The sequence below is a fragment of the Vibrio sp. E14 genome, from assembly GCF_020515785.1.
Lineage (GTDB): Bacteria > Pseudomonadota > Gammaproteobacteria > Enterobacterales > Vibrionaceae > Vibrio > Vibrio diabolicus.
In genome coordinates, this window is sequence record NZ_JAHPJI010000003.1 from 181811 (window position 1) to 205604 (window position 23794).

Below are 23794 nucleotides of genomic sequence, written 5' to 3' on the forward strand. Positions count from 1 at the left end.
ATGGGTGTGGTTGTCTATAGTTCTGATTCTTATGATGAATTCTTCGCATGTTCATCGCGATGCCATAAAACCTTAAACCTGCATAGTGACAATAAAATTTCGGGATAAATAAGCTAAGTGCAGTGAAAATTACTTCTAGATAATTAAATTAATTGTGAAAACAGCAAAACTGAAGTTAACAATAAATTTACAATCTCCTCATTCTAGTGATAAGGAATGTATTGGATGCTATTACACGAATCAGTAACCCAATTTGCTAATGGGAAAGAAGAAAGCACGCAAAGTGCTCAGCGCCAAACCGCAAACTGCGTAGTGATGGTGCCACCGAAAGAGTTTCGTTTTAATGAAGAAACCGCACAAGATAATGAGTTCCAACATAAAGTGTCACTCAGCCAAGAAGAAGTCTCGCGTAGAGTGATGGCCGAGTTCGCGAGTATGGTAGCAACGCTGCGTCAAGAGGGCGTTCAAGTTGTTGAGTTTGATTATCCAGCGTCTGATGTTGCGACGCCAGACGCGGTATTTCCAAACAACTGGTTTAGCACTACGCCAGATGGCACGTTGTACACCTTTCCAATGGCCTGTGAAAACCGTCAAAAAGAAGTGCGTCCCGATGCGCTTGTGGCGGCACTAGCGCAAGCTGGGCGAGAAGTTCATCGACGTAGCAGCCTAACTGAATATCTTGATGAGCAAGCGTATTTAGAAAGCACGGGTGTGATGGTCTTTGACCACTTAAATAAAACGGTCTACGCTGCACTTTCACAACGTTGTGATCGTCTGGTTTTAGAAGATTACGCCGATCGTATTGGCTATGAACGAGTGATCTCTTTCCAAACTCGTTTGCCATCTGGTGCGCCTATTTACCATACCAACGTGATGATGGCTGTGGGTGAGCAGTTCTGCGTGATTTGTGACGAAATGATCCCAGAATTTGAGCGTCGTTTTGTTCTGAAATCACTAGCCAAAGATAAGCAAGTGATCTCCATTTCGATTGAGCAAATGAACCACTTCTGTGGCAACATTCTTCAGTTGGAAACCATCAATGGAGATAAAGTCATTGCGATGTCGCAATCGGCATACGATGCTTTCTCTCCTGCACAAAGAAATCAACTTGCGACGCACGGTAAATTGCTGCCATTCGATGTTTCTACCATAGAATCTATTGGTGGTGGCTCGGTTCGCTGTATGTTGGGTGAGGTATTTTTGCCTAGTCGACAAGCGGTGTTATAAACAATATTGCGCAGTTTTGCTTGCAAATGCAGGTGACGTTCATTCTCTCCCAAATAATAAAACCGTTAGCCTCGAGGCAGTACGAGGCTGACGGTTTCACTTTCTAGCTTCTTCCTAGGATATTCCGAGCTTAACCCATACTCTCACGCAAAGACTTGATGTCTTTGGATGGTGGCGCACCAAATAAACGGCTGTATTCACGGCTAAATTGAGAAGGGCTTTCGTAACCCACTTTAAACGTAGTCGCCATGGCATCGAGGTTTTCTGTCAGCATTAAACGCCGAGCTTCGCTGAGTCTTAATTTCTTTTGAAATTGCAGTGGCGTCATAGATGTCATAGAACGAAAGTGGGTATAAAACGCCGATTTACTCATGCCACTGTAGGCGGATAACTCACTGACACTTAACGGTTTTACGAAATTATTCTTCAACCAATCAATGGCCTTCGCGATTTGATGGCTGTGACTTCCTGCAGTCACGATTTGATTAAGACGAGCGCCCTGTTTGGTGATTAACAGTCGATAAAAAATCTCTCGCTTAATGATCGGCGCTAAAATTTTGATGCTTTGTCCTTCATCCAGCAGCTCTATTAAACGCAGAAAAGCGTCAAGTAATGGCTCCGACAACTCTCCAACCGCTATGCCTTTTTGTGCTTCTTTGCTTTGATTAAACGTCAGCTCACTATCGACAATAAGTTGAGATATTTCAGTCAGATCCAGCTCCATAATCACCCCTAAATAAGGTTTATCTTCACTGGCTTCAATGATGTTGGCGATAATCGGCAAGTCGACAGAGGAAATCAAAAAGTGGTTAGCATCGTAAACAAAGCTATCTTCACCCAACAACACGCGCTTTCTCCCTTGAGCAATTAAGCAAATACTTGGGTTGTGGGTGTAGCTTGTCGGTGGTGTTGGGGTTGCCCAGCGACTGAACCTTAATCCTGGAATTTCTGTGTCATATTGGTTCGCGCCATTTGCCCATTTCTCAATGTGCTTGGCAAGCTTTTCTATTGCACTGGCCAGGGTTGACGAAGTGTTTGACGGTACCTCTTGCATAAGTCAGTGCTCTCCTCTGGTTGGCCTCAGGTTCGGGGTTAACGGCATGCGATTTCTGCCTTTGTAGTTAACGCCTCTTCGGAGTCAATTAAGCGACTTCATTAAGCATAGTTATAACAGTTCATTTCTTTAAGTAAAGAATATTGGGCAAGTGTCTATTTCGAGGTTAAGCGATCAGAGTGTGATCTTTCTGGTTGGTTTTTGAGCGGGTTAATTGTCTGTCATGAATTTTACTATTTAATAGTCAACTACTTATGTATAGATGAGTTTTTATTCCGTTTTTTCTAACCGGTCTCAAGTATGGTTGTCTTTTGTATTGGTTTGGAATATTGGGCAAGTATTAGCAATGAATAGGCTAACGGTCATCTATCAAAGCGCAATACAGTGAACCCATGGTTTGGTGAGTTGTAAGCACTCAAGAACACTATTTGGAGTCATGATGAATAACAAAAGCAATACTCAAATCCCTGACGTACTGCAAGCCGGTGTATTTCAAGGTCGAGGCATTTTCGAGTTTGGTGAAAAGAATGAAGCGTATGCGGATTACTTTACCGGTACGAGTTATCTGGCGTTGCTCAATCAGCCTGGTCTTATCGTGGCGAATGTAACGTTTGAACCAGGGTGTCGCAATTTTTGGCATATTCATCATGAAGGTGGGCAGATTCTGTTAGCGACAGGAGGGCGAGGTTGGTATCAAGAATTTGGCCAACCAGCACAAGAGTTGAATGTTGGCGATGTCGTGCATATCGCGCCAGGTACTAAGCATTGGCATGGCGCAGCTAAAGACAGTTGGTTCTCACATGTTGCAATAGAAATACCGGCTGAAGGCGCAAGTAATGAATGGTGCGAACCAGTCTCTGATCAAGAGTACATGCAACTAAAGTAGCCCGAGCAAGTTTTCAGTGAGAAAAGGGAATCTCGATGAGACAAGCGTACCGTTTCAATCAGTGGGTGAGATGCGTTTTGGTGAGTAGTGCCTGGATGTTCCCCTGCATTGTAAACGCAGAAGTTAATAGCGCTGGATTGGAGGAAAATATAGTGAAAATTCGTTTTATTTTCGATGATTGCAGTGTTTTAGGCACATTGAAGAGCAGTGCGAGTACAGACGATTTTGTTCGTCAATTGCCTCTTACATTAGATCTACAAGACTACGCAAATACAGAGAAAATTGCTTACTTACCGAATAAGTTAACTCGCGAAGGCGCACCTTCTGGAACTCAATCAAAAGCGGGTGACATCTCTTATTACGCCCCTTGGGGAAATTTAGTTATCTTTTATAAAGACTTTGGTTACGCGTCTGGGTTAATTAAATTAGGTCAAATCGATGATGGGATTCATTGCTTTATTTCGAAAGAAACAAACCGTGTCACGATCGAAAAAGTAAATTAATGACCCAGTTAACAATGTGAATTATTAATGTAGAAATCAGAACGCTAATAAATATATTTCTAGAACTTCTATGGATTAGAACACCGTTACATAATGGAATTTTGATATGAAATCATTAAACAAATCTGTTAAATCAATATTAATATTGGTGCTCACTATGACAACGCTATGCACAACGAATATCGCTTCAGCATCAGAAATATTCAGTGATAAAGAGCGAGCTATTATTCCTATTTCTGCTTTTACTGCGAGTGGTGAAATAGAAAAACTAACACAAAGCCTTAATGATGGGTTAGACGCAGGCCTAACGGTCAACGAGATAAAAGAAGTGCTGGCTCAGTTGTACGCGTATGCTGGATTTCCGCGCAGTTTGAATGGACTAGCAACATTTATGACGGTGTTGGAGGAACGTAAAAGCCAAGGTATTACTGATACCTTAGGGCGAGAATCAAGCGCGTTACCTAACGATAAAACCAGCTTAGAATTTGGCGCTGAAAACCAAATACAACTTGTTGGTGCAGAAGTAAAAGGCGCGCTATTCGATTTTTCTCCGCAAATTGATGAATACCTAAAAGCACATTTGTTTGGTGATATTTTTGAACGCGATGTGCTCACTTGGAAAGAGCGTGAAATTGCTACGATTGCAGCATTAGCAAATATGAACGGTGTTAATAGCCAATTAGAGGCTCACTATAATATCAGTGTGAATAACAATGTTTCTCTTAAAGAGTTAGAGGAATTTATTGTTGTATTAAGTGAGTGCTGTGGTGAAAGTGTGTCTAACAATGCTCAATCGGTCCTAAAAACAGTTTTGGAAAAATAAATATTATTTGGCCAATCATATCAATTAGAAAGGAATTCGTTTTATGAAAAATAAATCATCATTGTTTATTTGGTCTGTGCTGTTGTCGACGGGATTTATGCTTCCAATCGCTCAAGCAGCCGATGGTAACTCATCTTCGCAGCAAGTTTATCGCTCTGCTGATCAGAAATCGTTTCAAGGACCTGAAAACCTATTTACCGGGAAAGTTAACGTCGAGATGTTGTTTCCTGAAAACGAAGTTGCAAACTACAGCGCCGCCTATGTCACTTTTGATGCAGGAGCTCGAACCGCTTGGCATACTCACCCTGCAGGACAACACATGATCGTCACTTCCGGTACCGCACTTACAGGAACGCGTGATGGGCATGTAATTCGATTTGCTGCTGGTGATAGTGTCTGGTGTCCTCCTGGTATCGACCATTGGCACGGTGCAACACCAAATGCGCCAATGACTCACCTAGTGGTTACGGCGTCAAAAGACGGTGAAAACGTTATCTGGAAAGAGCAAGTCACCGATGGTCAGTATGCAGCAGGACAGTAATAACCAAGGCCACGTTTTTATAGTGAGCGCAGAGATTTTACTCTGCGTTTTTTATTGTCTTGTTGGGCCAACCAAGCGCATTTCCCAATCCTCGACTTCGCCAGTTTCTAGGCGGCGCTCGACCAACTTGCCCCAAGATTCGACTAACGGCAGTTCAGACAGCTTAGTGAGTTCTTCTCTATCTAAACAGCCAGTGAAAACCGCGCCCATGATGCGAGCCAGTGGCCATTCTGGATAAGGTCTTTCACACAGAATAATCTCGTCACCTGCACCGATATCGCCTTCTTCCAACACTCGGAAATACCAGCCTGTTCGAAGCGTATCTTGCAGTCTTCTCGCCATGTCGTGTTGGTCAAAGCGTACGTTAAGTTTCCAACAAGGCATGCGACCTTGCGACACTTCCAGTAGTGTTGAGCCGATGCGAATTTTATCTTTCAAGCAAATCGTGGATTCGGTTACGCCTTCGGAGCTGATGTTTTCGCCAAAGCCGCCGGCGGATTGGAAAATTGGTCTTTCACCTAATTGTTGTTGCCAGATTGGGTAGTGCTCGCTTGGGTAAATATGAAGCGCTTTTTGAATCCCACCATGAAAGCGCGGATCGCCTTGCTCATCACTGGTAAAACCAAGCTCTGTAGCGTGCTGGCGCTCAGGCAGCACTTGTTTGTTGATTGCGCTTTGAGCTCCATGAGCATAAGGGACAGTTTTCCCTGCTAGCACAGCTTTTACGACGCCGATTTTCTTCATGTAACCTCCTTATTGTTTGAAAGAGAGATAAAGTGTTTATCTTCATTCGCGATGCGGAGCATGATAGCCTAGTGAACTTGTGTCGGAATAGGGATGAAAAGACAATCAACAATGCTAACTCGCCAAATTGATTCGAAGTCAGGCGTCATGACCTCCAATGAGATGATGGCTGCGAATCCCCATTCTCCTGTTTTGGTGAAAACCATCGACATGCCAAAAGGTTACATTGATGCGCTGCACCAACACACTTGGCATCAAATCATCTTTCCTATCAAAGGGTTATTGCAAACAAAAACGGAGCATTATCAGCATTTGGTTCCGCACACTTCTGCGTTATTTGTTCCTGCGGGTGTTCAACACGAGTCGATTGCTCTGAGTAATACGATCTTTGTTGGCATTTACCTTAACCCTGCGTTTGGCGCAATGTACGAGCCACAAGTGAGAACCATTGCTGTAACGTCATTTTTAAATGAGCTTTTACAAGAGATCCGCAGACAGTGTGAAAATGAGGCAAGCCATGAAGAAGTGCTGCATTTGCTGGCGGTGTTGCATGATCAAATTTTGAAAAGCAACGTGCAGACATTTCAGTTATTGCTGCCACAAGATCGCCGACTCAAACTGATTTTCGAGCAACTGACTGACGAACCCGCGTTGAGCTGTTCGCTAAAAGAATGGGGGGAGAAAATTGGGGCGTCTGAGCGCACTTTATCACGGTTGTTCGCCAAGGAATTCAACACTTCATTTCTGCTTTGGCGACAACAAATTCGGCTGATTTACTCGCTTTCTTTGTTAGATGAATCGTTGCCAATCCAAGCCATTGCAGATCTAGTGGGTTATCAAAACGATTCATCCTACATCAAAGCATTTAAAGCCTATTTTGATATGACGCCACAACAGTTTAGAGTGAACGGCGCATCGCGCAGGTAGAAATACAGAGCTTCGACTTCACTTAATGCGTTTGAGTAGAAGTCGCGAAACTTCCTTTTTGAATTTCAATTACATGGTATGAATAACAATGGCACCAACGATAAATACTCGAGTGAACCAATTCTGCTTTGGTCAGCCAAAAACGTCGCTGTCGTTGGAAAAAGAGCCCCTCAAATCGCTTGTTCAGGGCAAGATTCGGGTGAGGCTCGAAGCTACAAACATTAACCCAAGTGACTTGCTTTCCATTTATGGTGTTGGGCAATACCGCCGCGTTCACGTACCACCTCGCGTGCCGGGATTTGAAGCGGTTGGGCGTGTGGTGGAAGTCAGTGCTGTTGGTCAAACTGACCTTCAAGTTGGGCAAAAAGTGTTGGTGGCGATGAGTGGTACTTGGCAATACTACATAGATGCTTCGCCTGAGAATCTTTTTCCGCTACCTGAGAGTTTGGATAACGGCTATGCCTGCCAGTTGTACATCAACGCGTTAACCGCGTGGGTGATCACCACTAAAGTGGCTAAGTTGAACAAAGAGGATGTGGTGATCATCAATGCGGCAGGGTCAGCGATCGGTAAGATATTTGCCCAGCTCGCTCATTCACTGGGTTTTACACTGATTGCTGTGACTTCAAAGCCAGACGAGTATCCGTACGATACGATTCCAGTGTTGGATGCGAAGAAAGACTTACACGCGCAACTGCAAACACGCAAACTGCTACAACCAACGGTCGCTTTGGATGTGATAGGCGGTGAGGCTGGCACGGATCTCATTCGTACCTTGAAAGAAAATGGTCAATACATCAACTACGGGACGTTATCGTTAGCGCCTTATACGCCCGTGTTTTTTGAATCGATGAAGACCAACAACATCGACTTTAGCACCTTCTTTTTACGGTATTGGGAAGAATCGGTAGGCAAAGGCGGGAGAAAGAGGGTATTCGCTGAAATGTTAGACCACTTTATTGCCAACGATATAAAGTTAAATGTAGCGTCTGAGCTGCCGCTAGAGGATTTTCAAACTGCGATTGAAATGGTTGAGCAACGCTCATCGGCGGCGTCAGGAAAAATCATTTTGACGCTATGAATTACAGTGAGTCTGTTGAGAAAAGGGAGGATAAAATCCTCCCTTTTTGATGGGTTATTTGTAATGATGGGACTATTTTAGATGGAAAATTTGTTCTGTTTCGAGCGATGTCATCGTACGTACTTGACGCCAAATGTAATAAAAAATACCGAACATCATCAACATACTTGGGATGGCAATCATTGGGTAACTGTAAAGCGTCATCTTACCCAACTCTTCATTAAAGGCAGCCGTGCCCGAAGGACTGGTCACGATCCAAGTCGCAAGGAAGTAGTTCATCGCGGATGAGAACGCAAAAGTACTCGCAAACAGATAGTTTGATGACATTAGACAACGTTCAAATGCCTCTGATTGACCGTTCTCTTTCAAGCGTTCGTTAATCAGCGATAAATTCAATACCGTGTCATTCAGTACTAACTTCTGCATCAGTGGGTAGCGGGTAAACGTTGAGCCCAAAACCGCTAAACCGATCAGGCCAGGGATCAGGGCTTCTTTCAAGGCTAACCAACGTGTATCAAGCTCTAACAAGCCAATGCCGCCAGTTAATAAAACACTGATAAAGCCAAGTGCAGAAATAAAGTTAAATTTCTTGTTCCGGACAAGGTCCATACCGCCGTAAATGATAGGAAATAGCAAAGCGACAACCAGCGCCATTGCTGTTCCTAGGTGTTCATCGCCGCTAAACTTCATCAAGATAAAGGAAGGGATGAATACGTTAAAAAGAATCTCGAATAGGGGATTCGGCTTTTTCGCCGTTGTGTTACTCATAATGTTTTACTGACTCTACTCTATGTCGGCTGTTATTGTACTTTGACGAGAAGTGTTCACCTAGTCGCGCTTGATGTAAAGCGTTAAAGCGCCGAGTTGTGTAACGACTTATGAAATAGACCGGAGCATAGCCAGTTAGTTGACATGATTGACTACTTTTTTTGTGTCTTAATCGCTCTCCCTCTGCGCAATGATCTGATTGCGTGCTCTGAATAATCGAGTCGCCACGGTGTTGTGATTAAGCTCTAATACTTGAGCAATTTCATTATGATTAAACCCGACTACGAGTTTTAAGACCAATGGCTCTCGGTATTTGGGTTCGAGAATCATCATTTGTTTTTGAAGCCAATCTTGTGCCATGTCGTGGTCACTGCCAGGGTAGGTTTTTGCCTGTATTACACACTCATCAATATCGACAAAATCGTACTGCTTTTTATCAAAGCGCCGAGCATTCTCACGACGCAAAATGGTGATGAGCCAAGGCTTCGCGGCATTGGGATCATTTAAGTTATCAAAGAATCGCCACGCTTTCAGGAAGGTGTCTTGCGCCAAATCTTGAGCAAGGTGATGATCTTTGCATAGCCAATATGCGAGACGATAGATATCTTGGTATCGCTCCTTCGTCAGTGCTTCGTATCGTTTGTGTTTTTCCATAGGATTAAGATCAGAAGTGTAGAGCTGGGTAGTAAGGTAACCTCTGAAGCTCAAAGGTTACCTGTGGTTTCGTCCTTGCCCGCTTAAAATGGCTGGGTAGAAAAACGTGAGTATTGAAGGGCGTCTGCGACTTCTTGAGCTTTAGATTCCGAAGTCATGAGATGCAGCAATTTAAGGGCGGCCTGATAGCTGACTAGGCTGCCGTTTGAGGTGATGACTCCATCATCAACCACAAAATTCTGGTTGAACTGTACATCAACTGCTGGATAGTCTTTTTGTAATCCGTTTTCACCTCCTGCCCACGTCGTCGCTTTCTTACCGTTTAAAAGGCCAGCCTCGGCCAATAGATACGCACCAGAGCAATTACTTGCCATCCAATCTGCCGCCTTTGATGTGGTTTGAATAAAGTGAATGAGATCCTTGTTTTCGATTAGCGCATCCATGTCGTAGCTTGATGTTAAAACCAGCACGTCGAGTTCCGGTTGATCGCCAATCCAAGCATCCACACCAATTTTTAATCCCTCTTCAGTGGTGATGGTTTTCTGATCAGAGACGGAAATAGTGACTACTTCATAATCGCTAAACCAAGTCAGACGACTTGCGACGCCAAAGACCTCTAAAGGCGCAGTAACATCAGAGGTCAGTACGCCGTCGTAAACTAGAATGCCAATACGTTTATCCGCCGCATGTGCCGTTTGAAGCATCCCAAAGAATAGGACTAAGGTCGCTATCAATAGTTGTAGTGCATTCTTTAATCCATTTTTACCCATTATTTTTTCCTCGCTAACAGAGCATCAAGTTATTGAGATTCATTATATTTGGGCTGATTGGTGATTGAATAGCCACTTTGTCTTTACTAAAGTGAATAAAGTTCACGAATGGAGTGCACGAGTTTTATGGATAAGATACGGTCCCTACGATTTTTTATTGCCACTTTAGAAGGTGGCAGTTTTGCTGCGGCCGCCAAAGCGTATGGCACAGACCCTTCTACGGTGAGTAAGGCCATCCATCGTCTTGAAAGCGACTTGGGAATACAGCTTTTCCAACGTTCTACGCGACAGATCCGTCTGACAGAAGCCGGTCGTCGATACGCAAATACCGCTAGGTTTGTACTGGACGAACTGACGGCGTGTGAGGATTCATTGAAAAGCCACAATGATGCGCTTTCAGGACTGCTTAAGATTAATGTGCCGGTCTCCTACGGTCGCCTTTACATTCGCCCTTTATTAAAAGAGTTTTGTCGCCGCTACCCCTGCATCACTATCGATATTCATTACGATGACGCCTACGTTGATATTATTGAGCAAGGTATTGATGTGTCGATTAGATCTGGTGTCGTTCAGGACAGCCAGTTGATTGTGCGCCAGCTTAGTCCTATCGATTTTATTATTTGTGGCAGTCAGGATTACTTAGCGCGGCATGGTGTTCCGAGTGGCCCGGACGCATTCAATGACCATTCTTGGGTTCGCTTTCGCTTTAAACAAACGGGGAAACTGTTGCCTATTCGGATGCCAGAACCAGACGGTGCAAGTGAGTATAACCCCGAGAGAAATTTTATTGTAAATGACGGCGAATCCATGGCAGAGCTTTGCGCAGAAGGCTTAGGGTTAACTCAGATTCCTCACTTTATCGCGAGAGATTGGCTCAAATCTGGGCGTTTAGTGCCGATATTTCCGAGTATGCGCCAAGCAGGAAATGGCGTGTATCTTCTCTATGCTAACCGGGAATATGTGCCTGCCCGAGTGAGGGTGTTCATCGATTTTATCACTCAAGCAATACAATATATGGATGAAACGCCATTCCATACGTGGGCTGAAACGTTGCCGATTTACCAACCGAACCAAGGAGATTGAAAACTTCATGTGAGTCTTTGGTTAAAACACTCCAAGCCATATGGTGCTTTTATGGGTTTTTGTTAGGTTATTGGGCGTTATTATCGACAAGCGCAGTTTGCTCTTCGTCACTCATAAAGGAAAGACAATGCCAACTAAGATCTTAGTGCCTGCTTTGGCCCTACTTCTCAGCGCATGTGGCGGCGATGGGGAGTCGTCAGCACCTGTAGAAAACGGCTCTCAAAACACAGGTTCCACATCGTCACAAGGCACATTTGCTGAGCAGATGCTCGAAGCGGTCAACAGTGCTCGCTCTACTACACAACAGTGTGGCGCAACCACCATGCCACCTGTTGGGGCCCTGACTTGGAGCTACGATTTGGAAAGCGCCGCTTATCGACATTCAAGCGACATGGCGAACAGCGATTTCATGAGTCATACAGGCTCTGACGGCAGCAATATGTCAGATCGAGTCAACGCAACGGGCTATGCTTGGAGCGCTATTGGTGAGAATGTCGCCGTAGGGCAAAGTTCCATTAACGCCGTCGTTAATGCTTGGTTATCGAGCGAAGGTCACTGCCTAAATATCATGAGTTCGGATTTTGATCAGATGGGCGCGTCGCTTGTCGAAAATCACTCGGCAAGCTACGGGTATTACTGGACTCAGGTTTTTGCCAAACAGCGCTAATGCGATAAAGAAACCTGATAGATAAACTAAAACGCCAGTAGTCACCATCTGCTGGCGTTTTATTGTTTACGTCTCTTTTAGCTTGTCAGGTTACGAAGTTTTGGATCATCCGTCAGGTATTCAACAAATTCGATCTCAAAACCTGCAGGGTCAACAAAATACACATTCTTGCGGTATGGCTCATCAGCCCCAGGTTGGGCAATTGAATAACCGGCATCGGTCAGTCTTTTTATGATGGCATCGACGTTGTTGGTCACATAAGCAAAATGCGCTAGCCCTACTTGGTGGCCGCCCAACTCGCGGTTCTCACCTTCACCGTGGTCACTCATAGCAATGTATTGATACTCGTCGCCAAAATGTAGCCAGTTTCTTGGCTTACCACTCCATTCGCCTTTCCCCTCATCACGCACGTACCAATGTGGAAATGCAGTTTGATAAAACTTCAGCATTTCAGGGATGTTTTTCACGACTAAATTAATATGTTCTAGTTGGATCATGATGTGCTCCTTTTTGTCATTTCCTAGCCAACGATGAACATGCTAAAACCTCAAGTTAAGTCGAGGTAAAGGGCTTTTTTAAATTTTTTTAGGGTTGGTGTCTTTGGAGCTTGATACATGGAGAGATTCGGTGGGGTGGTACTTTGAATCTGCGAGTTGGGTTATGTGCTTGCAACCCTCATTCATCTTTTGTTTGTTCGTGCTAATCATTTTCGAGCGAGTTTGTGGTGAGTAGATTCCCAGTCTCACCTAGCTTCGCGATGTATGGACTCCCTCCCTCAGGGGGGAGCTAGAATTTATGGTGTCAAAGCCTAAATCTAAGGAGTCCATACATGAAAAAGTCTACTACTATCGCCATTGATTTAGCAAAGCACTCTTTCCAAGTTTGTAAGCTTCATGGAAGTTCTGATGAGTTTAATAAAGCATTTACTCGCGATAAATTAAAAGCTTGGTTAATACAACAACCTCCAACGACCGTGGTTATGGAGGCATGCTCTACTGCCCATTATTGGGGACGATTCTGTTGCAATCATGGGCATTCGGTTCGCCTCATTGCCCCAAAATATGTCACGGCATATCGAACGGGGCAAAAAACAGATAAGAATGATGCAACAGCGATTGCTGTTGCATCTCAGCAAGCTAACGCCCGTTTTGTCGCTTTAAAGTCTATTGATGAACAGGCACTACAATCGATCGATAGAATAAGACAGCACTTAACCGATTCGATGACAGCGACAAGTAACATGGTTCGTTCCTTGCTTTCAGAGTTCGGCTTCAATATCCCCAAAGGACATAGCGCCTTTAAAAGGCACATTATCGAAATTCTGGAAGATGGTCAGAACTCACTTCCTGATATCTTAAGAGAGCACGTAGCAAACGCATTTCATTTACATGAGACCTTGGCAAAAAAGAGGGCAGATTTAGAAACAAGCTTAACCCAACACCTCAAGCACCATGATGCATGTAGAAAACTTGAAGCTCTAGAGGGCGTTGGTCCAGTCAATGCTTTAGGGCTTTATCTTTCGTTAGGAGCCAATGGCGGTAACTTCAAAAATGGTCGAGAGGCTTCGGCTTGTATTGGACTTACTCCAAAACAGCATAGTACTGGAGGAAGAGTTACCCTTTTGGGTATCAGCAAAAAATTTGGACAGAAGAAGTTACGTTCAAGCTTGATACAGGGAGCGCTTGCTGTTGCGAAGGTTGTAGATAAACGAGAGCCAAGGAATGTTAAAGAGACTTGGCTCAAGTCACTGATTCAGCGTGCAGGGTTAATGAAAGCCGCGGTTGCTTTAGCAAATAAGACCACAAGAACGGCTTGGGCGTTGCTTCATTATGGCAGTGAGTATCAAGCGCCTCTAACTTACGAGTAGTAAGTCAAAGACGTTATTTACATCTTGATATAGCGAAGAACAGGTAAGACCGACCTTGAAGAGCCAGCTCATTCCTTTGGATTATTTCCGCGCTCGCGAAATGGCATCAAGGTGCGAATACATCTAGGGTCGAGTTAGCTACTCATTAAAACCCGAATATACGCATGCATCTAATCTATTCTCGCTAAATAAGTTGTAATAACTAGGGAGTCCATATACGGGAATGACGTGAAGAGAGCGCTAAACGAACAGTGTCATTCTGAAGGAGCCTAAGCGAGTATTCAGAATCTATTCGCAGCGCGTTGTGATGCTGGTGGAGTGAACCGAATTATCCGTGATTGTAGAGCCATGCCCTCCAGTTTGAACTCGGAGTGCTGGGGGATGTACTTACACCCCTCCCCAAAAACCAAAAAAGCCAGCAGTTAGTACCTGCTGGCAAAGTCTTTGGGCTTCTAGGTTTTTTGCTTTTATTTCTTGTTACTCATCGCTGTCACGGTGCCCCGATTGGTTTTCAGGGGAAGAAAACACAGCACCGTGCGCTTTGTGCTCAAGAAATTGGAGATTAACCTTGCTTACGGATTAGGTAGTCAAACGCGCCTAAGCTTGCTTTTGCACCTTCACCCATCGCAACGATGATCTGTTTGTAAGGAACCGTCGTAGCGTCACCGGCTGCGAAGACACCTTCTAGGCTGGTTTCACCACGGCGACCAACTTCAATTTCGCCGCGCTCAGAAAGCGCTACTTCTGAATCTTTTAGCCATTCTGTGTTTGGTACTAGACCGATTTGGACAAAGATACCTGACAGTTCAATCTCTTTGATTTCATCTGTGTTGCGGTCTTTGTACTTCAAGCTTGTTACGCGAGTATCGTCACCCACTACTTCTGTGGTTTGTGCCATCGTGATGATGTCGATGTTTGGTAGTGAGTTCGCTTTGTCGATAAGTACCTGGTCTGCGCGAAGCACGTCTGCAAATTCAAGAACGGTTACGTGCTCAACAATACCTGCTAGGTCGATAGCCGCTTCGATGCCTGAGTTACCACCACCGATAACCGCAGTTTTCTTGCCTTTGAACAGTGGACCGTCACAGTGAGGGCAGTACGCGACCCCTTTGTTGCGGTACTCTTGCTCACCCGGAACGTTCATTTCACGCCAGCGTGCGCCAGGGCTTAGGATGACACTCTTACTTTTCAGCGTTGCACCGCTTTCAAGTTGGATATGAATCAAGCCATCTTCTGTGTGTGCTGCGCCCATCAGTTTTTGCGCTTGTTGCTCAGTCACGACGTCTACGTCATATTCTTTTAGGTGCTCTGCTAGGTCAGTCGCCAGTTTTGGACCTTCAGTACGCTTTACCGAGATAAAGTTCTCGATTGCCATAGTGTCCATCACCTGACCACCGAAGCGTTTAGCGACAACGCCAGTGCGAATACCTTTACGCGCTGCGTATAGTGCTGCTGCACTACCACCAGGGCCACCGCCGACAACTAGCACGTCGTATGGGTCTTTTTCGCTCAGTGCTTTTGCGGCTTTCTCGCTCGCTTCGTCATCCACTTTGTTTAGGATTTCAGTTAGAGACATACGGCCTTGACCGAATAGCTCACCGTTCACGAATACGCTTGGTACGGCCATGATGTCGCGTTGTTTCACTTCATCTTGGAAGAGTGCACCGTCGATCATGGTTGCTTTCACTTTCGGGTTGATTGCCGCCATCATGTTGAACGCTTGAACAACGTCTGGACAGTTTTGGCACGACAGTGAAATGAACACTTCAACTTCCAACTCTTTATCTAGCGCTGCGATTTGTTCAATCACTTCCGGCTCTAGTTTGATTGGATGACCACCAGAGTGCAGTAATGCCAATACCAGAGAGGTAAATTCGTGACCCATTGGTAGGCCAGCAAAACGAAGTGCTGTGCCTTTTACTGGGTTCGTCACCGTCATCACTGGTTTACGTGCGCTTGCGTTGTCGTCACGTTCAACGGTGATAAAGTCGCTCATCTCTGCGATTTGGTTCGCCAGAGACAGAATGTCATTCGATGCTTTGCTTTCATCTAGACTAACCACTAGACGAACGTCTTCTTTTACATTAGCCAGATATTGTTTGAGTTGTTGTTGGATCGCTTGGTCTAACATAGTTGTTGTTACCTTAAATAAACAAAAGAGTGGTTACTCTGGATAAAATCAGTAGGGAGAGAGCAAACCAGGCAGAAGGTCGTCAAGGTATCTAACCTGGAATGCTCTCTAAGTTAAGCGTCAATTAGCATGTCAAATTGAGCTTAAATTCAGTGGCTTAGATTTTGCCTACTAGGTCTAGAGAAGGAGCTAGCGTCTCTTCGCCTTCTTTCCATTTTGCTGGGCAAACTTCGCCTGGGTGTGCTGCTACGTACTGAGCTGCTTTCACTTTGCGTAGTAGGTCTTCTGCGTCACGACCGATACCTTCAGCAGTGATTTCCATTGCTTGGATAGTACCTTCTGGGTCGATTAGGAACGTTGCACGGTCTGCAAGACCTTGGCCTTCACGCATCACACCGAAGTTGTTTGTGATGTTGCCTGTTTGGTCACCAAGCATGTAGTACTGGATCTTGCCGATGGTTTCTGAGCTATCGTGCCAAGCTTTGTGAGTGAAGTGTGTGTCTGTTGATACTGAGTACACTTCAACGCCGCGTTTTTGTAGCTCTTCGTAGTGGTCTGCTAGGTCACCTAGTTCTGTCGGACATACGAATGTGAAGTCTGCTGGGTAGAAGAAGAATACAGCCCATTTGCCTAGAACGTCTTGTTCTGTTACTTCAACGAATTCGCCGTTTTTGTATGCTGTAGCTGCAAATGGTTTGATCTTTGTATTAATCATTTTTACTTTCCTCAGAATGTTTTAGGGTGAGCAGTTCTTGCTTTCGGAAAGTATATTCGCATTGGATTGTGTTTAAGGAAAATCGCTTGTAACTATCCTATTGATAGTCATTTCCTATCTTTATTAATAGGGAAGCCCGATGTAAGTGAGTTTGCTTTGATAGGTTTTATTGAAGATGAAGGCCGAGTGGTAATAGAGAATACCGATGATGACCTTTAAGATATCGTCTGGCTAAGATCGAAAGAACCTGCATTTCGGCAGGCTCTTTCTAATAGGAAGTGGGGAAGCTGATGCTTTTATTTTTTAGTTCAGATTGTCGAGCACCTTGCCGCACAACTTCTTCAGCATGATCATTTCATCCAGCTCTAACGTGATTTTACACATCATGGCGTTTGGCACTGACTTGGCTTGCTCTTTGAGGTCAAGACCTTGCTCTGTAAGGTTGAGTACGCGAACGCGCTCATCGGTGTCACTGCGACCACGTTCTACATAGCCTTTTGTTTCTAATCGTTTAAGCAGCGGCGTGAGCGTGCCTGAATCCAAATGCAGTTGCGAGCCCAGTTCTTTAACACTGGCACCGTCTTTCTCCCACAACACCATCATCACTAAGTATTGCGAATAAGTCAGATCAAGTTCGTCCAGCAAAGGGCGGTAAGCTCGGATCACCGCATTTGCTGCACTATAGAGCGGGAAGCAAACTTGGTTTTCGAGTAAGAGTTTATCGTCGTTGGTCATGGTGTTGTCGGTGTAACACTGGCTCATTGGCGTTGCCTACCTGCTTACAGAGAAAGAGAGTAACAAAATAAATTGTGCACAATATAGTTGCAAACGATCTTTACTTCGATATAAGATTGTAAGCAATTAAATTGTGCACAACTTAAATTAAGAAGGACAATCGCATGACTACTCTATACAAAACTCAAGCTACTGCTTTGGCTGGTCGTAATGGTCAAGTAAAAACAGATGACGGTCTTCTCGATCTAGAGCTGTCATACCCGAAGGAAATGGGCGGCACAGGTGCGGCAACTAACCCTGAGCAGCTTTTCGCAGCGGGCTATTCAGCATGTTTTTCTAACGCTATTCTGCACGTAGCACGTGAAGGTAAAGTAAACCTGAAAAGTGCACCCGTAACAGCGGAAGTGGGCATTGGTCCGAACGATAACGGCGGCTTTGCACTAACAGTGAGCTTAGCGGTAGAGCTAGATATGCCACAAGAACAAGCATTAGAGCTAACGCGCATTGCACACCAAGTTTGCCCATACTCAAACGCCGTTCGTGGCAATATTGATGTTGCTGTTACAGTAAACGGCGAAGCGATCTAATCGATTTAGACATTATTTCTAATAGAAGGAAAGCCTGCGAACGTGCAGGCTTTTTTCGATTATTTGATGGCAGTGCAGAAGCTGACGTTTGCATGGTGCGTTTGTGGATCGTAGCTATGATAAAGTTCGAAGCAAGGTCGACAGTCGTTCTCAATACCAGATTCAACCACTTTGCTCATCAAATCATCCCATGCTTTAGGGTATTGGCTGAATTCGGTAATTTGCTGGCGCATCACCGCATATTGACCGCCGGGGAAGTCTTGCAGCTCAATGCCTTTTGGTACTTCGGTATCTTCTGGCACCATTAGACAGATGTCAGTACGACACTTCTCGTCTGGCGTGATTTCTGGGTTATCGTGATAAATGAAGATACAGGTATTGCCCGCCAAACCTTTCATTCCTGCCCATTGATACAAGCGACCTGATGGTTCTTCATAACCTCGGCCATAAGGGCCGTTAACGCGAATGTAAGCCAATTTTGCTTTATCAAAGTTTTGCGTTTCCATATTGTTGCTCCATGTTGTGAGTTCAGAGTCAGTATATGAATCGCTTAGGGTTCGTTCGTTTCCATTCTTGCGCAGTGCGTGTCCAATCTTGCTGTTTCGCGCGAGTTCAGAAAATTGCTGGTAGTTTTTACAGTCGCGAAAGGCGGTTGGTGTTACGCCATAATGCTGCTTAAACGCTTTAGCTAGGCTTTGCGAACTAGAAAAACCGTACTCTAACGCGATGTTCAGCACTGGTTGCTTTGATTTGAAAAGGTCGTCTGCTGCCGCCTCTAGCCGTAAACGTCGGATGAAGTCGGCTAATGTTTCGCCTTGTACCGCCTTAAAGGTACGGTGAAAATGATAGGGAGAGAGGTTGGCTAACGCTGCCACTTCGAGCAAATTGAGAGGAGCGTTAAAGTGCTGTTCCAGATAGCGAATAACAGGAACGAGTCGTTGGTGATAATCGACACGCATGAGAGGGGCCACCCTTGTTTGATTTGCTCAAAGCGTACCGCAACGAAGCAAGGATTCAAGGCTAGTATCGAATAAATGCGTCGTAGTCATTTATTTCTGATTGTGATGCACTCTGTTGCGGGTAGGAGATGGTTCTTAAGATGGCTTCTCAACGGTAATTGAAATCCGTTCAGAGCGCTTAATATCCCGTCAGCTCCATATAACCAGTCCCAGAATGAGAGCCCTCAATACGCACAGGGCCTTCCCAATAAGGCACAGAAAGGGGCATTTTCGCGTTCGGGTTGAGTGCAGAAATGGTAAGTTCAATTTGCTGATTTGGAATCGACACTTGCCACTGGGTTGGATACTTTCGCCCTTGGGTTTCTGTTTGCTTGGTCGCCTCTAACCGAATGTCTTTTTGTGGGATAGCGATGCCAGAACCATCTTGCTGCATCAGCCTTGCGTTGGCGTAACTGGCTTGTCCTGTTTTGGCATCCCGCAATTGGAACACTACCAAGCTGGTTTCGTCACTCAACCTTAGAGCAAACCAGTCCCAGCCTTGTTGTGAGTCGAGTAAGAATTGCGAGCTCCACTCTCGGTCTATCCAACCTTTGCCCGACACTTGATGGGTTTTGCCGTCGATCGTAACTTCACCGGAGACATCAATAAATGGTTGGCTGTAGTAATACGAAGCCACCTGACCATCGGCACTTTTGGTGCTGTAACCGTGCTCGCCTTGCTTTTGATAAGCTGCGCTGCTGGTAAGCGTCAGCGAATAGCCAAACTGTTCCGAGTTTGCCTTCAATGTGGCAGGGAAGAGGTCGTTGGTTGAAGAAGTCCACTGCCAATCATCGAGATAAACCCGAAATGGAGAATCATCGACGCCAGCTAAGGACGCTTGATCGCGTGACCATTTTTCATCGGCGTAGTGTTTGTCTGTGGTCGTGACCGCGCTGTGCGCCATATAGATTTGCTGCGTTTGCCACTCGGTTTTCCTCACGTCATCTTCGTCCGTTGGCGGCGCAGCAGCAAAGCGAAATTGTGTCCACTGGACGCCAAGTGGGTTGCCGTCTTCATCGATCAAGTTAGCGGTTAAGTACCACCATTCATGGCGAAAATTCGGGTGCGCTTGATGGTCTGCTGGGAAGGTGAGTTCAATCCCTTTTTCTACGGGTGTGAATGGGTTGCTCTCGCTTTGCGTATCTCCGCTTCCCAGCAACGTGCCCATATTTTTTTGTTGGGGATCTCCACAACCGAACAGGAACAGACTACTTAAGAGTAGAGTAAGTTTGCTTGCCAATCGAACCATCACAACACCTCGCTTTGCAAACTGGACACGAAAGGCTTGCTGACCAATCGCCACAGCGGAATCAAGGTCGCAATCACCGCCACCAAGATGGTGATCGCCGCGATGCTGAGGGCATCACTCCAATTCCACAGATAATTTAAACTCCAACCAAAAGCGCGCAAGGTGACGATGTCTGTCAGCACATAACCCACCATGGCTCCTAAAGGTAGGGCGATAACCAGGGTAAAACTGACCAAAGCGACGATCTGTCCGACTACCATGATCATTAATTTACGACGACTAACACCAAGTGCATACAGCCTTGCAATGGCAGCTTTGCGCGCGTCGAGCAACATGAAGCAAGCACTGAACAAACCAATCACCGCCACCATCAAAGTCACGCCGTTGAGTGCGCGTGTAATGGCGAAGGTCTGCGAAAATATATCCAACGCGATGGACTTGATTTGCGCCTGATCGTAGAGCTGACTTGGATGCAGATTCAATTGCCCGCGCAGTTGCTCGTAGACGATTTGTGGGTCCCCCGAGACTTTAATACCAAGGCTTGTCGGCAAGTCGGTAAATCCGCTCTCTTGCCATAGCTTTGGTGCTAATAACACTTCACCGTTGGGTGAGCCGTAATCGTGGAATATCGCACCCACAAGTAGGTTCTTATTTGGAATGGCATAAAGCGTGAGTTCGCTACCCAGTGATAAACCCAGTTTGACCGCAGTAGGTTCACTGATGGCGACTGACTCACCTTGGTAAAAGCGTTGCCAGAAGTTCTCCAAATGCGATTTGAACACCATGGTTTGCTCTAAGGTGTCTTTGTCTTTGGTGCCAAGCAAAATCGGTAAGCCTTGCAGGTTATCGTCGACGTAGTATTGCTTGTAGACGGTCTCAACTTTGTCGAACTGCCCTAACGCGCGCTCTACATCAGCGATTTCTCCTTGCGCAGGACTGACGTAAATATCGGCGTGTAGCCTTTGTTCTAACCACTGTTTTAGGGTGGACTCAAAGCTACCAACTAGCGTATTCATCCCCATATTGGCTGTAACGGCGAGTAGCAGTGCCATCATGGCGAGAGAAAGCGGAGAAATCAGCTCACGCAGCTCTGCAAACAGATACTGCATCAAACCAGAACTGGTGCGTTTTTCACACCAATTGGCTAATACGCTGAGTGTTTTGGGTAGGTACAAAGGAATCGACACCACAAGTACGCCGAGCCACGCCATGGTGAAGCGGTGATGCTCACTCAGCCATAACCCTGCGAGTGCGAGAGCCGTCAACGCAGCACCTATCACGAACAATTGGTTTTCGTTAGAGGCTTCAGGCGCTTGATAAAAGCCGCCATGAGAGGAAAGCGGCTGGCGCACTCGCTGTTTAAAGTGCTGCCAACACGCCAACAGGGTTGCGGCTAACGTGAGCAGCAGTGCTTGCGCCCACCATTGCCACTGCCAAGTTCCGGGCAGAAGTGTCGCGCCATAAAGTTGTTCTAGAGTCAGTGCCACGGTCGGATGTAACCAGTGGCTAAGCTGCATGCCCAATACAAAACCGAGGGAAGCGCCGATGGTAACGAGAGTAGTGAGTTCAACTAACAGCGCAGAGAACACAATGCTCGGCGCAACACCCGCCTGTTGAATCTGCACTAACAGCCGATTGCGTTTAAGCAAGCTGTACTTTACGCCGTTGTAAGCGATGAACAACCCGACTAAAAACGCGAGTAAGCTCATTGCCGTGAGGTTGAGGTGAAAGCTATCGGTCAGCGAGCCAAGGTCTGTACTTTGATTATTGGAAATCCATTGTCCTTGCTCACCAATGATGCTTTGCCATTTTGCTTGCGTGTCTTTATTCCCTTTATCACCCGAATGGAAAACTGCAATATAACTGAGCTGTCCTTGTTTATTGAGCAGTTGCTGAGCAAAGCCAATGTCCATCAACATTCGGCTGCCCAATTGCCAATCATCGGGTAATACCGCCACTTGGGTTGGGATGTCGTCTAAAGTTAGGGTTTCTACTTCGCCTAAGTTCTGATATTGCGATTGGCTCATCATCACGATTGGCTTGCCGGCTAAAAGCTCAGGCAAAGGTAAAGCACTGTCGAACAAAGACACGTTCTGCTGGTTTTCTGATGAATAGCGAGAACGTGAAGAGATGGCGGCAATCAACTCGCTACCTTGTACTGACCAGCGACGCCCTTGTTCGTCTCTCACTCTCCCTTCGATTATAGGTAGCGCTGCACTGAGTCCGTTTTGTCTAAGGGTGAAGTAGAGCGATTCGGGCAGATAGTTTTGCCCTGCTGGTGGAATAATTAAGTTCTGAGCTTGTGCGCTAAGCTGCTCGGTAGACTCAGCATAACTGCGCTTGGCATTGAGGTTGATGGCTTGCACCGCAACAAATAAGGTCACAGCAAGTACGATACCGATCAGAATCGCAGCGGCTTGCAGCGGCGCTTGTCGATAATGTGCCGCAAACAGGTTCAGGGCGAGTCGAGTATGCGTGAATCTGGTGTTTGGGAGTTTAGCTTGCTTCATGATGTTGCTCATTTACATGGCGCTGATTTTGCGTCAGTCCGCTTTGCAAACGACCATCCTTCAAACGCCCATCTTTTAAGCGTAATTGGATTTGCATGAACTCAGCGCAGTCTGGGCTGTGGGTCACCAAGAGCACAGCGGTATTGCCTTGGGTGGTGATTTCATTCAACAGTTTCATCACTTCTAAGCCCGCTTTTTGGTCAAGGTTGCCTGTGGGTTCATCGGCAAGCAGAAGTTTGGGTTTGTGGGCAAGTGCACGGGCAATCGCGACGCGTTGTTGTTGACCGCCTGAAAGAGCAGAAACATGCCTGTCGAGAAGCTGGCTGATGCCTAACGTTTCGACCAGATAATCGCACCAGTCATTCCATTTCTGTTGATTCAAATTGAGAGGAAAGGCGATGTTTTGCTTTACGTTAAGAGGTGTTAAGAGGTTGAATTGCTGAAAAATAACCCCGAGTTTTTGATGGCGGAAGCGGCTCCATTGTGGGTCTTTCCAAGCCACCGTGTTATCGCCATCTAACCACAACTCACCTTCGGAAAGCGGCTCAAAGCCAACGATGACATTGAGTAAGGTACTTTTGCCGCTACCACTTGCGCCTGTCAGCGCAACACTCGCTCCTGTGTTCAACGTAAAGTCGACGCCTTCCAACACGCGATGTGTCTCTTTACCATCGACAAAGCTTTTGCTGGCGTGTTTGAGTGTGACAAGTGGGCTTTCCATTTCCTCTCCCTACAATCAAAAGGTGTCGTTTCTTTTGGCAATGGCTATTGCAGTTCCTTCTTTAGAAACTTTAGACAACAATCAGATAAAAACAGCGATTTACATCGATTTCTTAATAACTTGTACTGAAAAGAAGAGGGAATAGATTAAACGAGGAGGGTATATGACAAGCATTAAAAAAGCCCGAGTCAGACTCGAGCTTTCAAAGAAATTCAGCGTGGTTAGCTTACACGTAGTACGCTTCAACTTCGCCTTTAAGTTTGATTAGCATTGGGTTACCGAAACGGTCTTTTGCTTTAGGAGAAGCAATTTTTACCCAACCTTCGCTGATGCAGTATTCTTCTACGTCAGTACGCTCTTGGCCGTTGATACGAATACCGATTTGGTGCTCGAAGCATTCTTTGATGAAGAATGGGCTACGTGGGTTACCCGCTAGGCGATCTGGTAGAGCTGGTTTAGCTGTATCTGTCATGTTTGTGACCTAAATTCCGTAAAAAGTGCGCCATTGTAGTCAGTGCACAGTGAGTGTTCAAGATATGTTGAGAGACTTAAT

Annotated in this window: 25 protein-coding genes; 11 read left to right on the top strand and 14 right to left on the bottom strand. The window is 45.6% G+C overall.

Annotated features, from left to right (window positions below; all coding sequences use genetic code 11):
- The first annotated feature begins 225 nt into the window (after nucleotides 1–225).
- Nucleotides 226–1227, top strand: coding sequence for an arginine deiminase-related protein (locus LIX84_RS10335; RefSeq protein ID WP_226421236.1), 1002 nt, complete (start codon nucleotides 226–228; stop codon nucleotides 1225–1227).
- A 130-nt stretch (nucleotides 1228–1357) separates the two neighbouring features.
- Here LIX84_RS10335 and LIX84_RS10340 read toward each other — a convergent pair whose 3' ends face one another.
- Entirely contained in the window at nucleotides 1358–2281 is a 924-nt protein-coding gene (locus LIX84_RS10340; protein WP_226421237.1) for an AraC family transcriptional regulator, read from the bottom strand.
- A 436-nt stretch (nucleotides 2282–2717) separates the two neighbouring features.
- On the opposite strand from LIX84_RS10340, the gene LIX84_RS10345 reads away from it, so the two are divergent.
- The 4 genes from LIX84_RS10345 to LIX84_RS10360 all read left to right on the top strand — a co-directional run bounded on the left by LIX84_RS10345 (nucleotide 2718) and on the right by LIX84_RS10360 (nucleotide 5034).
- Nucleotides 2718–3167 carry a cupin domain-containing protein gene (locus LIX84_RS10345; protein ID WP_086015559.1) on the top strand — a complete coding sequence of 150 codons (450 nt, stop codon included), beginning with the start codon at nucleotides 2718–2720 and terminating at the stop codon, nucleotides 3165–3167.
- A gap of 152 nt (nucleotides 3168–3319) precedes the next feature.
- Nucleotides 3320–3670 (top strand): cyclophilin-like fold protein, encoded by a 351-nt coding sequence (locus LIX84_RS10350; protein WP_053808330.1) that lies wholly within the window; start codon nucleotides 3320–3322, stop codon nucleotides 3668–3670.
- Between the two features lie 157 nt (nucleotides 3671–3827).
- On the top strand, nucleotides 3828–4493 hold the full coding sequence (locus LIX84_RS10355; protein WP_226421238.1) for a carboxymuconolactone decarboxylase family protein: 666 nt from the start codon (nucleotides 3828–3830) through the stop codon (nucleotides 4491–4493).
- Nucleotides 4494–4536: 43 nt separating this feature from the next.
- Nucleotides 4537–5034: a (R)-mandelonitrile lyase gene (locus LIX84_RS10360; RefSeq protein ID WP_005398244.1), complete on the top strand. Its 498-nt coding sequence runs from the start codon at nucleotides 4537–4539 to the stop codon at nucleotides 5032–5034.
- Between the two features lie 51 nt (nucleotides 5035–5085).
- On the opposite strand, the gene LIX84_RS10365 is transcribed toward LIX84_RS10360, so the two are convergent.
- Entirely contained in the window at nucleotides 5086–5778 is a 693-nt protein-coding gene (locus tag LIX84_RS10365) for an MOSC domain-containing protein (protein ID WP_226421239.1), read from the bottom strand.
- A gap of 111 nt (nucleotides 5779–5889) precedes the next feature.
- Here LIX84_RS10365 and LIX84_RS10370 point away from each other — a divergent pair, with 111 nt between their 5' ends.
- Both LIX84_RS10370 and LIX84_RS10375 read left to right on the top strand, forming a co-directional pair.
- Nucleotides 5890–6705, top strand: a complete 816-nt coding sequence (locus tag LIX84_RS10370) for an AraC family transcriptional regulator (protein ID WP_226421409.1) — start codon at nucleotides 5890–5892, stop codon at nucleotides 6703–6705.
- An 88-nt stretch (nucleotides 6706–6793) separates the two neighbouring features.
- A complete protein-coding gene (locus LIX84_RS10375) occupies nucleotides 6794–7786 on the top strand; it encodes a zinc-dependent alcohol dehydrogenase family protein (protein ID WP_226421240.1) in 993 nt (330 codons plus the stop codon).
- Nucleotides 7787–7858: 72 nt separating this feature from the next.
- On the opposite strand, the gene LIX84_RS10380 is transcribed toward LIX84_RS10375, so the two are convergent.
- The 3 genes from LIX84_RS10380 to LIX84_RS10390 form a co-directional block, all read right to left on the bottom strand.
- Entirely contained in the window at nucleotides 7859–8554 is a 696-nt protein-coding gene (locus LIX84_RS10380; RefSeq protein WP_046875662.1) for a VC0807 family protein, read from the bottom strand.
- 168 nt (nucleotides 8555–8722) lie between these two features.
- Nucleotides 8723–9208 (bottom strand): sigma-70 family RNA polymerase sigma factor, encoded by a 486-nt coding sequence (locus LIX84_RS10385; protein ID WP_193447564.1) that lies wholly within the window; start codon nucleotides 9206–9208, stop codon nucleotides 8723–8725.
- 83 nt (nucleotides 9209–9291) lie between these two features.
- A complete protein-coding gene (locus LIX84_RS10390; RefSeq protein WP_226421241.1) occupies nucleotides 9292–9978 on the bottom strand; it encodes a DJ-1/PfpI family protein in 687 nt (228 codons plus the stop codon).
- A gap of 126 nt (nucleotides 9979–10104) precedes the next feature.
- On the opposite strand from LIX84_RS10390, the gene LIX84_RS10395 reads away from it, so the two are divergent.
- On the top strand, nucleotides 10105–11061 hold the full coding sequence (locus tag LIX84_RS10395; protein WP_226421242.1) for a LysR family transcriptional regulator: 957 nt from the start codon (nucleotides 10105–10107) through the stop codon (nucleotides 11059–11061).
- A 127-nt stretch (nucleotides 11062–11188) separates the two neighbouring features.
- The gene (locus tag LIX84_RS10400; RefSeq protein WP_053340323.1) at nucleotides 11189–11728 is read left to right on the top strand and encodes a CAP domain-containing protein; all 540 of its coding nucleotides are present in this window, start codon (nucleotides 11189–11191) and stop codon (nucleotides 11726–11728) included.
- Between the two features lie 77 nt (nucleotides 11729–11805).
- Here the strand turns inward: LIX84_RS10400 and LIX84_RS10405 are convergent, their stop codons facing one another.
- Nucleotides 11806–12225 (bottom strand): VOC family protein, encoded by a 420-nt coding sequence (locus LIX84_RS10405; protein WP_114322700.1) that lies wholly within the window; start codon nucleotides 12223–12225, stop codon nucleotides 11806–11808.
- Between the two features lie 332 nt (nucleotides 12226–12557).
- Here LIX84_RS10405 and LIX84_RS10410 point away from each other — a divergent pair, with 332 nt between their 5' ends.
- Nucleotides 12558–13595, top strand: a complete 1038-nt coding sequence (locus LIX84_RS10410) for an IS110 family transposase (protein ID WP_226421243.1) — start codon at nucleotides 12558–12560, stop codon at nucleotides 13593–13595.
- Nucleotides 13596–14157: 562 nt separating this feature from the next.
- On the opposite strand, the gene ahpF is transcribed toward LIX84_RS10410, so the two are convergent.
- From ahpF to LIX84_RS10425, 3 genes are all read right to left on the bottom strand, one after another.
- Nucleotides 14158–15726, bottom strand: coding sequence for an alkyl hydroperoxide reductase subunit F (gene ahpF / locus LIX84_RS10415; RefSeq protein WP_226421244.1), 1569 nt, complete (start codon nucleotides 15724–15726; stop codon nucleotides 14158–14160).
- A gap of 157 nt (nucleotides 15727–15883) precedes the next feature.
- Nucleotides 15884–16441: an alkyl hydroperoxide reductase subunit C gene (gene ahpC, locus LIX84_RS10420; RefSeq protein ID WP_005395542.1), complete on the bottom strand. Its 558-nt coding sequence runs from the start codon at nucleotides 16439–16441 to the stop codon at nucleotides 15884–15886.
- A 303-nt stretch (nucleotides 16442–16744) separates the two neighbouring features.
- Nucleotides 16745–17203 carry a MarR family winged helix-turn-helix transcriptional regulator gene (locus LIX84_RS10425; RefSeq protein WP_203343119.1) on the bottom strand — a complete coding sequence of 153 codons (459 nt, stop codon included), beginning with the start codon at nucleotides 17201–17203 and terminating at the stop codon, nucleotides 16745–16747.
- 137 nt (nucleotides 17204–17340) lie between these two features.
- Here LIX84_RS10425 and LIX84_RS10430 point away from each other — a divergent pair, with 137 nt between their 5' ends.
- On the top strand, nucleotides 17341–17763 hold the full coding sequence (locus LIX84_RS10430; RefSeq protein WP_005374640.1) for an organic hydroperoxide resistance protein: 423 nt from the start codon (nucleotides 17341–17343) through the stop codon (nucleotides 17761–17763).
- 59 nt (nucleotides 17764–17822) lie between these two features.
- On the opposite strand, the gene LIX84_RS10435 is transcribed toward LIX84_RS10430, so the two are convergent.
- From LIX84_RS10435 to LIX84_RS10455, 5 genes are all read right to left on the bottom strand, one after another.
- Complete coding sequence (locus tag LIX84_RS10435) at nucleotides 17823–18722, bottom strand: AraC family transcriptional regulator (RefSeq protein ID WP_226421245.1); 900 nt, start codon at nucleotides 18720–18722, stop codon at nucleotides 17823–17825.
- A gap of 178 nt (nucleotides 18723–18900) precedes the next feature.
- Nucleotides 18901–20010 carry a lipocalin-like domain-containing protein gene (locus LIX84_RS10440; protein WP_226421246.1) on the bottom strand — a complete coding sequence of 370 codons (1110 nt, stop codon included), beginning with the start codon at nucleotides 20008–20010 and terminating at the stop codon, nucleotides 18901–18903.
- A complete protein-coding gene (locus LIX84_RS10445; protein ID WP_226421247.1) occupies nucleotides 20010–22520 on the bottom strand; it encodes an ABC transporter permease in 2511 nt (836 codons plus the stop codon). Before LIX84_RS10445 ends, LIX84_RS10440 begins: the two co-directional genes overlap by 1 nt.
- Nucleotides 22507–23241, bottom strand: a complete 735-nt coding sequence (locus LIX84_RS10450; RefSeq protein WP_226421248.1) for an ABC transporter ATP-binding protein — start codon at nucleotides 23239–23241, stop codon at nucleotides 22507–22509. The genes LIX84_RS10445 and LIX84_RS10450 overlap by 14 nt, the downstream gene beginning before the upstream one ends.
- 226 nt (nucleotides 23242–23467) lie before the next feature.
- Nucleotides 23468–23713, bottom strand: coding sequence for a DUF3297 family protein (locus LIX84_RS10455; RefSeq protein WP_005374689.1), 246 nt, complete (start codon nucleotides 23711–23713; stop codon nucleotides 23468–23470).
- Between the last annotated feature and the right edge of the window lie 81 nt (nucleotides 23714–23794).